We start from the raw sequence: 11,681 nt of genomic DNA, 5'->3' as shown, positions 1-11,681 counted from the left end.
TCCTCGTGGCGGACTGGGCGAGCGTGCGGGGGTCGTCGTCCTTCGGCGCGTCGCCGACAGGGGCCCCCTCGCTGAGCTCTCGGAAGACCTGCTGGCGCTGCTCCGGGGTCAGCTGCTCGAAGGCCTCGCGGTGCACCTGCTCGATCGCCTCGGGCGGCGCGGTGCGGAGGAGGTAGCGGTAGCGCTCGATGGCACGCTCATCGTCGGTGCGCGGAGACGTCGCCGGAGGGGAGCCGTACTCGGGCCTGCGGTCCGCGGCCTGCGGCGGCGCGTACGTCGAGCGGCGTGCGCTCTCGGGCTGCTCGTCGCGGCCCAGCAGTCGGTCCAGGAATCCCATGATCTCCTCCTCGGCGCCCGACGGACGCACACCGCCACGGTAGGCCTCTCACCGCTCCGGGTGCTGAGCGTTCTCTCAGAGGCTGCTCGGAGCGGAGGCCTCGGTCACTTCTGCTTCGGGATGACCACCCACATCACGAGGTAGGCGATGATCTGCGGCCCCGGGAGGAGGCACGAGAGCACGAACAGGAGACGCACCACGAAGGGGCTCCAGCCGAATCGGCGGGCGAGACCGGCACAGACGCCGGCGATGATCCTGCCCCGACGGGGGCGCACGAGAGTAGCCATGACTCCACTCTGGCGCAGGGCGCCTGAGCGGGGCATCCGGGAAACCCCCTAGGTCTGCGCCGGAGTTCCGTCAAGCTCCTCGGGCCGGAACGCTCCGACCGAGCGGGCGAAGGCGGCGGCGCGCTCGGCGTCGGCCTCCGGCCAGACCACGTGGAAGCGCTCGAAGACCACGTCGCCGATGCCGCCCGGTGAGACGCGGGCGAAGTAGCGGCGGTGGCCGTCGAACCAGGAGGCGCGCGTGCGGTCCCCCTCGCCCTCGGCCCAGGCGAACGCGTCGTCGACGGAGTCGAGCGGACCGGTCCGCACGTCGTCCGTCACGAGGACGACACGCGCCGCTCCCGCGCCGTCGCAGACGATCCAGTGGTCACCCGCGACGGGCGCCCCCTCCTCGGCGAGGGACGCCGTGGCCGTCTTCACTCCGCGCCGCACGAGGCCTAGCAGCTCGTCCGCCATCGCCGTGCTGTCGCCGAACGCCTCGACCGGCGGGAGCGCCTCGTCGACTCCCGGATGCGTGGAGCGGTACTCCGCCCAGAGGAGCGCCGCCGAGGCGGCGTCGGCGTCGGGGAGGGCCGTGCGCTCCGGCGCGACGGGCACGAGCGCCACGATGTTCGCCCCGGCCAGGGAGGCGGGATCGTCGGGGTGGTTGTCGGGCGTGGTGACCGTGGCGAAGGGCCAGTGCTGCTGGAGCCAGCGGCGCGCGTAGGCGTCGAGCTCCTCCTCGAGCCGCGAGCCCCGGACGGCGGGGACGACCCACCAGGAGGCCTCGGCGGAGTCGCCGCCGCCGGGCCGGACGCTCAGAGCGCCCAGCGCCTCGGTGCGGTCCGGGCCGACGAGCAGGAACGCGTGCGCTCTGCCCGCACGCGACTCCTCCTCGAGGCGCAGGAGACCGCGCACGTCGTCACCGAGGGACGCCGACGGCATGGCGGCCGGATCGTCCCCGCGGAGGAGAGCCGCGAGCCACGGTCGCTGCTCGCCGATCACCGCGTGCAGGAGGTCCGCATCGCTCGAGACGAGAGGACGCAGGAGGGCGCCCGCCGGCAGCTCGAGCCGCGCGGGAAGGGGCGCGTCGCCGGTTCCACCGCTCATGACCGCACCTCCCCGCGCACCGGCTCAGCCGGCCGCGCGCTCCAGGACGAGCTCGCGGACGCGGGCGGCGTCGGCCTGCCCCTTCATGGCCTTCATCACGGCACCGATCACGGCACCGGCGGCCTGCACCTTGCCGTCGCGGATCTTCGCGAGCACGTCGGGCTGCGAGGCCAGTGCCGCGTCGATCGCCTCGATGAGCGCTCCGTCGTCCGAGACGACCGCGAGTCCACGGGCGTCGACGACCTCCTGCGGGGTGCCCTCTCCGGCGATGACGCCCTGGAGGACCTCGCGGGCGAGGCGGTCGGTCAGCGTGCCGCTCTCGATCAGACCGGCGAGCTCGGCGACCTGGGCCGGGGTGACCAGGGAGACCGGGTCCTCGCCCGCCGCGTTCGCGAGGCGCGCGATCTCCCCGGTCCACCACTTGCGGGCCGCCTGCGGAGCGGCTCCCGCGGAGACGGTCTCGGTGATCTCGACCAGCAGGCCGCTGTTGGCGACGTCCTGGAACTCGAGGTCGGTGAAGCCCCACTCCTGCTTGAGGCGGCGACGGCGGTCGGCGGGCTTCTCGGGGAGCGCGGCGCGCAGCTCCTCGATCAACTCCGGGCTCGGCACGACCGGGAGCAGGTCGGGCTCCGGGAAGTAGCGGTAGTCGTCGGCGTCGCTCTTGGGCCGGCCCGCGGAGGTGCGGCCGGTGTCCTCGTGCCAGTGGCGCGTCTCCTGCGTGATCGTGCCACCCGCCGCGAGGATCGCCGCCTGGCGCTGGATCTCGTAGCGGACGGCGCGCTCGACCGAGCGGAGCGAGTTGACGTTCTTGGTCTCGGTGCGGGTGCCGAGCTTCTCCTGGCCGATCGGGCGGAGCGAGACGTTCGCGTCGCAGCGCAGGTTGCCGCGCTCCATCTTGGCGTCCGAGATGCCGAGCGCCAGCACGATGTCGCGGATCGTCGCGACGTAGGCCTTCGCGTACTCGGGCGCGCTCTTCCCCGCGCCGTAGATCGGCTTCGTGACGATCTCGACGAGCGGGACCCCCGCGCGGTTGTAGTCCACGAGCGAGTACTCGGCGCCCTGGATGCGGCCGGTGGCGCCGCCGACGTGCGTGAGCTTGCCGGCGTCCTCCTCCATGTGCGCGCGCTCGATCGGGATCTGCACGAGCGAGCCGTCGGCCAGCTCGATCTCGACCGAGCCCTCGAAGGCGATCGGCTCGTCGAACTGCGAGATCTGGTAGTTCTTCGCCAGGTCCGGGTAGAAGTAGTTCTTGCGCGCGAAGCGGCTGGACGGGGCGATCGAGCAGCCCAGGGCGAGGCCGAGGCTGATCGAGTAGCGGACGGCCTGCTCGTTCACGACCGGCAGCGAGCCCGGGAGGCCGAGGTCGACCGGGGTCACGTTCGTGTTGGGCTCGGACCCGAACTCGTTCGGCGCGTCCGAGAACATCTTCGTCTTCGTGTTGAGCTCGACGTGCACCTCGAAGCCGAGCACCGGCTCGAAGGTCTCGAAGACCTCGTCGTAGTCCATCAGCTCGGGAGCGGACGTGTGCGCGGAGGCCATCAGACGGCACCTTCCTCGGTCGCGGAGAGCACGGAGTGGGTCAGGTCGGGGGCCTGCGCGAGGAGCGGGCGGCCCCACTTCTCCTCGAGCAGCGCCTCGAGCGCGGCGCCCACGGTGTAGAGGCGCACGTCCTCCCGGGCGGGAGCGAGGAACTGGATGCCGACGGGCAGCCCGTCCTCGTCGGCGAGGCCGGCGGGGACGGAGATGCCGGGGATGCCGGCCAGGTTCGCCGGGATGGTCGCGACGTCGCCGCGGTACATCGCCAGCGGGTCGTCGAGCTTCTCGCCGAGGCGGTAGGCGGTCGTCGGTGCCGTCGGCGAGGCGATCACGTCGACGTCCGCGAAGGCCGCGTCGAAGTCCCGCTGCACCAGGGTCCGGACCGTCTGCGCGCTGCCGTAGTAGGCGTCGTAGTAGCCGGCCGAGAGGGCGTAGGTGCCGAGGATGATCCGGCGCTTGACCTCGGGGCCGAAGCCCTGCTCGCGGGTCGCGGACATGACCTGCTCGACCGTGCCGCCGCCCTCCGGCGTGACGCGGAGGCCGAACCGGACCGAGTCGAACTTGGCGAGGTTGCTGGAGGCCTCCGCGGGGAGGATCAGGTAGTAGGCGGCGACCGCGTACTCGACGCTCGGGAGGCTCACCTCGACGACCTCGGCTCCGGCGCCCTGCAGGATCTCGAGCGCCTCGTGGAAGCGCGCCAGCACGCCGGGCTGGAAGCCCTCGCCGCCGTCGAGCTCCTTGACCACGCCGATCCGGAGGCCCGTCACGTCGGCGCGGCGCACCGCGTCGGCGAAGGAGGGCCAGGAGTCGCGCAGCGACGTCGAGTCGCGCGGGTCGTGGCCCGCGATGACGTCGTGCAGCAGCGCGGAGTCGAGGACCGTCCGGGAGACGGGGCCGATCTGGTCGAGGCTCGAGGCGAGCGCGATCGCTCCGTAGCGGGACACGCCGCCGTAGGTCGGCTTCACGCCGACGGTGCCGGTCACGTGCGCGGGCTGGCGGATCGATCCCCCGGTGTCGGAGCCGAGGGCCAGGGGCGCCTCGTAGCTCGCGACGGCCGCGGCGGACCCGCCGCCGGAGCCGCCGGGGATGCGGTCGAGGTCCCACGGGTTGTGGGTGGGGCCGTAGGCGCTGCGCTCGGTGGTCGAGCCCATCGCGAACTCGTCCATGTTGGTCTTGCCGATCGGGACCAGCCCGGCCTCGCGGACCTTGCGCATGACGGTCGCGTCGTAGGGCGGGCGCCAGCCCTCGAGGATGCGGGAGCCGCTCGTGGTCGGCATGTCGTTCGTGACGATGACGTCCTTGACCGCGAGAGGCACTCCGGCGAGGGGGTGCAGCGACTCGCCGTCGGCCCGCCGGCGGTCGATCGCCTCGGCGGACGCGACCGCGCCCTCGCGCGCGACGTGGAGGAAGGCGTGGACCGCTCCGTCGACCGCGTCGATGCGCTCGAGGTGGGCGCGGGTGGCCTCGACCGAGGAGACCGAGCCGTCGGCCAGCTTCCCGGAGAGGGCGGACGCGCTGAGGCGGACGAGCTCGTCGCCGTGCGCGCTCACTGCTCCTCCCCCAGGATCGCGGAGACCTGGAAGCGGCTGCCGTCGTGCTCGGGCGCGCCGGAGAGCGCTTGCTCGAGCGTGAGGGTCTCGCCGACCACGTCGGGCCGGAAGACGTTCTCGAGCGGGATCGGGTGGCTGGTCGCCGGCACGTCGGGCGTGGCGACGGCCTGGACCGCGCGCACGGAGTCGACGATCTGGCCGAGCTCCCTGGTGAGGCTCCCGATCTCGTCGGAAGTGAGGTCGATCCTGGCCAGCTGGGCCAGATGGGCGACCGTGTCGGCCGTGATCTCGGACATGCGTCTCCGTCTGGTGGTTCGGGGGGATTTCCGGCCGCCAGTCTACTCGGCGCGCCCGCACCGCCTCCGCCCGTGCCGCCCGCCCGTCAGAGGCCGCCGAAGAGGCTGGCGCCGTGCTTCAGGAGTGCGTTGTACGCGCCCTCGTAGGTGGTCGGCAGGTCCTCGCCGGGTTCGCCGTACCGGGCCAGCAGCAGGCCCATCAGGCCGACGGCGGGCGGGCTCAGCGGCTTGTCGCGGTTCACGTGCGCTGGATGCGCCGGTGCCGACTCGGGGTTCGGGGGCAGGTACTGCGGCACCGTGGTCGGCCAGTCGCCGATCTGCCGCGGCTCGTCGAGGGTCAGCACCCCGAAGAGGTCCGGGGCGGAGGCGTCGCGAGCGGTCAGCGGCTCGAGGCCGTGCAGGGCGCTGAGGGTCCGGATCACGGCGCCGTGGTGCAGCTCGTCGTGCACGATCGTGCCGGCCCTCGTGTACGCCGAGACCGCGATCGTCGGCACGCGGCAGCCGAGCCGGTCGAAGGCGAAGCCCATCTCGCCCTCGCGGCCGTCGCCCGGCGGAGTCGCCGACGGCGGGGGGACGTGGTCGTAGAGGCCGCCGTGCTCGTCGAAGGTCGCCAGCAGGAGCGTGTTCACCGCGTTCGAGCCGGTCGTGCTCGCGCTCTCCCGGATCGCCGAGTACACCTGGTGCAGCAGCAGCTCGCCGGCGCGGACGTCGGACAGCGCGCTGTCGTAGACGGGCGTGCCGTCGACCTCGTCCTCGTGCAGGACGCCGGTCGGCGGGTGCATGTCGTTGTGGTCGAAGACGAGCCGCGGCTCGAGGAAGGCGTAGTCGGGCAGCTCGCCGTTCTCCACGTCGGCGTAGAAGCGGTCCATCGTCGAGAAGTGGGTCTTCCAGTACTTCTCGAGCACCGGCGCGTGCAGGAAGCCGGTGTAGGAGACCACCTGCAGCGCGTCGAAGTAGACGCGCCAGGTCCTCCCCGCCTCCTCGAGGCGGTTGAACACCGTCGGCGCGTCGGCCAGGTCGTCCGCGAGCCACTTCTCGTAGCCGCCGCCCTGCTTGTTGGTGACGAAGCCGTGCGAGGTCGACGCGTGCAGGAAGGACCTGTTGCAGAAGGTCTGGGAGGGGACGGCGCAGAACCACTGGTCGAAGACGGCGAACTCGCGGGCGAGGGTGGAGAAGACGGGCAGCATCTCCGGCGAGAAGCCGCCCATGATCGTCCGCGCCTCCTCCGCCGTGGGCTCCTGCCCCTTCTTCATCACCCTCAGGTGCTGGACGTAGTCCTCGAGGAAGCCGCTCATCGTCGGGGCGGAGGCGTCGGCGGGCGCGTTGAAGGGCGCGGTCATGGCGCCGACGGTGCGGCCGGCGTTCTCGGGCGGATCCACAGTGCCGAAGAGCTGGGTGTTGACGTGCGGGTACTCCTCGCCCGGGTCCGGGTCGGGCTGGCGCATCACGGAGTCGGTGGCGCCCTCGTAGACGTGCGTGCCGACGGTCAGTCCCCCGGCGCTGGTGTTCGTCCGCTCGTCGGGGAGGAGGCCCTCGAAGCTCTCGCCCGCGGGCAGGTCGTCCGGTCCGTAGAGGCGGCCGAGGACGTTGTCGAAGGAGCGGTTCTCGAACATGATCACGACGACGTGGTCGAAGCCCGGCTCCGTGCGGGCGGGCAGTCGCGGCTCCTCCTCGCGGCGGGGGCCGGAGGCGACGGCCGCGCCGATCGCGCCGCCGGCGAGGGCTCCGGCTCCGACTCCGGCGGCGGCGGTGCCGGCCAGGAAGCGGCGGCGCGAGCGGGAGCGGGGAGCTCCGTCGTCGTGCTCCGAGGGAGTCCGCTCGCTGGTCATCTCCGCCGCCTCTCCTGCGCCGCCTGCGCCTGCTCGGAGTGTAGCGACGCGCCCGGGACGGCGGCTCGAACGCGGGCGAGCAGTCCGGCCTCCGGCTCGGGGTCGACGTGCGCGCGGCGGGCCGCGTCGCGGAGGCGCCGCCCGACCGGCGCGGGCGGCGCGAACGCCGGCGCCGTGCGGGGCCAGCGCGCGAGGGACCGGTCGGGACCGCTGAGGAGTGCGGCCAGCTCTCGGACCTGCGGATCGACGAGGGCCCGGCGCCCGCCCGCCCGGGCGCGGACGAGCTGCGCGGGAGTCTCCGGACCGAGCGGCACGCCGATCCGTGCACCCGAGGGGACGGCCGAGGCGAGCACGAGCGCCGGCACCGTGCCGGGCCGGGCCGCGCTCCCCCGCGCGGTGACGAGGAGCAGCATCCGCCGCCCCGCCCGCTCCCCGTCGCGGACGGCGTCGAACACGACGTGCAGCAGCTGCTCCGCGAGGCGCGCATCGGCGGATCGATCGGTGCCGGCGGCTGCGGCGTCGGCGAAGTCGGCCGGATCGACGAGGGACCGCGGCTCGACCAGGACGAGCGGAGGCAGGGTGCCGGCTGCGGCCTCGGCGGCCAGCGCGTCGATGGGAAGGAGGCGCCCGCCGCGGGAGCCGGCGGCGCCCGGATCGCGGTGGGGCCACTCCGGATCGGCGAGGAGCGTGATCGAGACGCCCTGCCGCTCGTCGACCGCGAGAGCCCAGCCTGTGCCGGTCTCCCGGGCCCCGCGCAGGGCCGCCGGCAGCGGATCGCGGCCGTCGGCGCGCCAGTGGTCGGCCCGCGCGAAGGCCGTGGCGAGGAGCGCGTGCACCGGCAGCATCTCGGGGGCGAAGCGCGCGCCCGGAGGATCGTCCGGGCCGGGCGCTGTCATCACGGCGTCCGTGCCGCCGGTGAACACCGGGCCGTCCGTGTCGTCGAGCGCGCCGAGGACCTGGTCGCGGCTGCGGCCGGCGAAGGAGAGCACGACCACGTGGTCGATCCGCCCGAGCACCTCGGCGGTCCGGCGCTCGGCGGTGGTGGGCCGAGCCGCGGCGTCGAGCGCGAGCGACGCTGCGTCGGCGAGGGAGCGGCGCAGGAACGCACGCCGCTCCCCGCCGCCCGCGTCAGGCATCGGGCCCGGTCGGCTCCTCCGTGCTCGGGGCGGCCGCGTCCGGGACGGCGTCGGTCTCCGGCACGGCGTCATCCTCCGGCGAGGCGTCGGAGCGAGATGCGCCGGCGACGTCCCCGTCCGGGCCGGCGGCGGCCTCCTCCGGAGCGTCGGCGGACGCCTCCTCCGGCAGCGCGATCGCGTCCGGTCCCTCCGTCACCAGGAGGTGGAACTCGGCCGCGGTGATGATCCGGAGCCCCAGGGCCTCGGCCTTGCCGAGCTTGCTGCCGGCGCCGGGACCGGCGGCGACGTAGTCGGTCTTCTTGGAGACGCTCGAGCCGGCCTTGCCGCCGGCCGCGAGGATGGCCTCCTGCGCCCCCTCGCGGGAGTACCCCTCCAGGCTGCCGGTCGCTACGACCGTGAGACCCGCGAGCACCCCGCCGGCGGCGTCCGCGGCACCGGGCCCGGGGTGGCCGGGCGTGGCGAAGCGCACTCCGGCCGCGGCCCAGCGGTCGACGATCTCGACGTGCCAGTCGACCTCGAACCAGGCGATCAGTGCGTCGGCGATGATCCCGCCCACCCCGTCGACCGCGGCGAGCTCGTCGCGGCTCGCCCCGCGGATCGCGTCGAGCGAGCCGAAGTAGCCCGCCAGCGCGCGCGCGGCGACCGGGCCGACGTGCCGGATGCTGAGCGAGACCAGCAGACGCCACAGCTCCTTGGTCTTCGCCCGCTCGATGTTCTCGATCAGCCGGAGGGCGTTAGTGGAGGGCACGGAGGCCGCGTCTCCCGCGAAGGCTCCCGCCTCCGGGTCGAAGGCGCCGTCCTTGGCGAGCTGCCGCTTGCGCTTGAAGGGCGTGACGACCTTCGGATCGCCCTTCGCGTCGAGCTTCTGCAGACCCGTCTCGGAGTCGCGGACGACGACCTCGATCGGGAAGAGATCGGCCACCGTGAGCTCGAACAGGCCGGCCTCGGTCCGCAGCGGCGGCTCGGCGGGCACCAGGGGCTGTGTCAGGGCGGCGGCGCTGACCTCGCCGAGCGCCTCGATGTCGAGCGCGCCGCGGCTGCCGATGTGCTCGACGCGTCCGCGGACCTGCGCGGGGCAGGACTCCGCGTTGGGGCAGCGCAGGTCGACGTCGCCCTCCTTGGCCGGAGCGAGCGTGGTGCCGCACTCGGGGCACTGCGTCGGCATCACGAACTCGCGCTCGGAGCCGTCGCGGAGCTCCACCACCGGGCCGAGCACCTCGGGGATGACGTCCCCGGCCTTCCGCAGCACGACCGTGTCGCCGATGAGCACGCCCTTGGCCCTGACCACGTCGGCGTTGTGCAGCGTGGCCTGGCGCACCTCGGACCCCGCGACCTTCACCTTGGTCATCTGGGCGAACGGCGTCGCGCGGCCGGTGCGCCCGACGCTCACGACGATGTCGAGAAGCTTCGTGTGCACCTCCTCGGGCGGGTACTTGTAGGCGATCGCCCAGCGCGGCGCCCGGCTGGTGGCGCCGAGCTCGTCGTGCAGCTCGAGCTCGTCCACCTTCACGACCACGCCGTCGATCTCGTGCTCGACCGAGTGCCGCTCGCGGCCGTAGCGCTCGACGAAGGCGAGCACCTCCTCCACCGAGGCCGAGACGCGGTTGTGGCCGCTCACCGGCAGTCCCCAGGAGGAGAGGAGCCCGTAGACCTCGGACTGGGTCGCGACCGGCGGGTCCGTCCAGGCGCCGATGCCGTGCACGTAGAGCGCAAGGGAGCCGACGCGCGCCTCGCCGGCGCGCAGGTCGAGACCCGACTTCTTGTCGAGCTGCTGGCGGAGGCCGCCGCTCGCCGCGTTCCGCGGGTTGGCGAAGGTCGGGAAGCGCCGCAGCGCGCTCGTGCGCGCCTTCTCCTCCTCGAAGACGCCTCGGGTGGCGGCCGGGCGGGTCGACCAGCGGGTCCGCGCCTCCTCGACCGCCTCGTCGCGCAGCGTCTCCTGGAGGGCGTTCAGCTCGGCGAAGGCGGCCACGGGGATGAAGACCTCGCCGCGGACCTCGACGAGTGCCGGGTGGCCCTCGCCGGAGAGGCGCTCGGGGATCCCCGCGACGCGGAGGGCGTTGACGGTGACGTCCTCGCCGGTGCGGCCGTCGCCGCGGGTCGCCGCCGTGACGAGGCGGCCGTCCTCGTAGTGGAGGGAGATCGCGAGCCCGTCGATCTTGAGCTCCGTGAGCCAGGCGACGGGGCGGTCGGCCGAGGCCACCGTCTTCTCGCACCACTCGCGCAGCTCCTCGGCCGAGAACACGTTGTCGAGGGAGAGCATCCGCTCGGCGTGGTCGATCGGGGCGAGGCCCGCTCCGACGATCCCGCCGACGGTCCGCGTCGGCGAGTCCTCGGCGGCGAGCTCGGGGTGCTCGGCCTCGAGCGCGGCGAGCTCGCGCACCAGGGCGTCGTACTCGGCGTCGGACAGCGGCGAGGAGTCGGCCGCGTAGTAGTCGTCGCTCGCCGACCGGATCCGCGCCCGCAGCTCCTCGACGCGGGCGGCGGGCTCGACGGCGCTCACCGGAGCACCGCGGCGTCGGCCGCGACCGTGCGGTCGATCGTGCACTGGCCCAGCACGCGGGTGCCGAGGTAGACGACGGCCGTCTGGCCGGGGGCGACGCCGTCGAGAGGCGAGTCCGGAGTGATCACGAGCTCCACCCTGCCATCGACCTGCGACACCACCGCGGAGGCGGGGACCGGGTCGGCGTGCGCGCGGATCTGGACGTCGCAGCGGAAGGGAGCGTCCACGTCCTCGGGAGCGGCGCCCGCCCAGGTGAACCGCTCGCCGGCGATCTCGCCGATGCGCAGCGCTTCGCGCGGACCGACGACGACCTCGTTGCTCACCGGCCGCACCTCCAGGACGAAGCGCGGCCGGCCGTCGGGCGCGGGGACGCCGAGGTGCAGGCCCCGGCGCTGGCCCACCGTGTACCCGTGAGCGCCCTCGTGGGAGCCGACCACCGCGCCGTCACGATCGACGACCGCTCCGGTCTCGGGGGCGACGCGCTCGGCGAGCCAGCCGCGGGTGTCGCCGTCGGGGATGAAGCAGATGTCGTAGCTGTCGGGCTTGCTCGCGACGCTGAGTCCCCGCTCGGCCGCCTCCGCGCGCACGATCGCCTTGGACGGCGTGGAGCCGAGCGGGAACATCGAGTGCCGAAGCTGCTGCTCCGTCAGCACGCCGAGGACGTAGGACTGGTCCTTCGCCTCGTCGCTCGCGCGGTGGAGCTCCGGGGAGCCGTCAACGGCGGTGCGGAGGGAGGCGTAGTGGCCGGTGCAGACCGCGTCGAAGCCGAGGTCGAGAGCCTTCTCGAGCAGGGCGGCGAACTTGATCCGCTCGTTGCAGCGCATGCAGGGGTTCGGGGTGCGGCCCGCCGAGTACTCGGCGACGAAGTCGTCGACGACGTCCAGCTTGAACCGCTCGGAGAAGTCCCACACGTAGTACGGGATGCCGAGGACGTTCGCGGCGCGCTGTGCGTCCATCGAGTCCTCGATCGTGCAGCACCCCCGGCTGCCCGTGCGCAGCGTGCCGGGCATCCTGCTCAGGGCGAGGTGCACGCCCACCACGTCGTGCCCCGCCTCCACCGCGCGGGCCGCGGCCACGGCCGAGTCCACTCCACCGCTCATCGCCGCCAGAACCTTCACCGTGCG

General features: G+C 73.7%; 9 protein-coding genes and 1 pseudogene. All 10 read right to left on the bottom strand.

From position 1 onward, the window contains the following. Positions 1 to 337, bottom strand: a pseudogene (locus C5C82_RS08170) (hypothetical protein); the annotation flags it as partial. Positions 338 to 441: 104 nt separating this feature from the next. Then, positions 442 to 624 carry a PspC domain-containing protein gene (locus C5C82_RS08165; RefSeq protein WP_104223873.1) on the bottom strand — a complete coding sequence of 61 codons (183 nt, stop codon included), beginning with the start codon at positions 622 to 624 and terminating at the stop codon, positions 442 to 444. 48 nt (positions 625 to 672) lie between these two features. Then, complete coding sequence (locus tag C5C82_RS17810) at positions 673 to 1,710, bottom strand: ASCH domain-containing protein (RefSeq protein ID WP_219814829.1); 1,038 nt, start codon at positions 1,708 to 1,710, stop codon at positions 673 to 675. A 24-nt stretch (positions 1,711 to 1,734) separates the two neighbouring features. Continuing rightward, positions 1,735 to 3,249, bottom strand: a complete 1,515-nt coding sequence (gatB, locus tag C5C82_RS08155; RefSeq protein ID WP_104267261.1) for an Asp-tRNA(Asn)/Glu-tRNA(Gln) amidotransferase subunit GatB — start codon at positions 3,247 to 3,249, stop codon at positions 1,735 to 1,737. Continuing rightward, complete coding sequence (gatA, locus tag C5C82_RS08150; protein ID WP_104354891.1) at positions 3,249 to 4,796, bottom strand: Asp-tRNA(Asn)/Glu-tRNA(Gln) amidotransferase subunit GatA; 1,548 nt, start codon at positions 4,794 to 4,796, stop codon at positions 3,249 to 3,251. The genes gatB and gatA overlap by 1 nt, the downstream gene beginning before the upstream one ends. After that, the gene (gene gatC, locus C5C82_RS08145; protein ID WP_104223877.1) at positions 4,793 to 5,092 is read right to left on the bottom strand and encodes an Asp-tRNA(Asn)/Glu-tRNA(Gln) amidotransferase subunit GatC; all 300 of its coding nucleotides are present in this window, start codon (positions 5,090 to 5,092) and stop codon (positions 4,793 to 4,795) included. Before gatC ends, gatA begins: the two co-directional genes overlap by 4 nt. Before the next feature lie 86 nt (positions 5,093 to 5,178). After that, positions 5,179 to 6,921: an alkaline phosphatase family protein gene (locus C5C82_RS08140; RefSeq protein WP_104354890.1), complete on the bottom strand. Its 1,743-nt coding sequence runs from the start codon at positions 6,919 to 6,921 to the stop codon at positions 5,179 to 5,181. Then, entirely contained in the window at positions 6,918 to 8,057 is a 1,140-nt protein-coding gene (locus C5C82_RS08135) for a hypothetical protein (protein ID WP_104354889.1), read from the bottom strand. Before C5C82_RS08135 ends, C5C82_RS08140 begins: the two co-directional genes overlap by 4 nt. Further along, positions 8,050 to 10,557, bottom strand: a complete 2,508-nt coding sequence (gene ligA / locus C5C82_RS08130) for an NAD-dependent DNA ligase LigA (protein ID WP_104354888.1) — start codon at positions 10,555 to 10,557, stop codon at positions 8,050 to 8,052. The genes C5C82_RS08135 and ligA overlap by 8 nt, the downstream gene beginning before the upstream one ends. After that, complete coding sequence (mnmA, locus tag C5C82_RS08125; protein ID WP_181134420.1) at positions 10,554 to 11,675, bottom strand: tRNA 2-thiouridine(34) synthase MnmA; 1,122 nt, start codon at positions 11,673 to 11,675, stop codon at positions 10,554 to 10,556. Before mnmA ends, ligA begins: the two co-directional genes overlap by 4 nt. Positions 11,676 to 11,681 lie beyond the last annotated feature (6 nt).

The sequence above is a fragment of the Rathayibacter sp. AY1D5 genome, from assembly GCF_002932515.1.
In the GTDB taxonomy this organism is placed as follows: domain Bacteria; phylum Actinomycetota; class Actinomycetes; order Actinomycetales; family Microbacteriaceae; genus Rathayibacter.
Note: the sequence above shows the minus strand (reverse complement) of the source record. Positions and strands in the feature narration are given on the sequence as shown.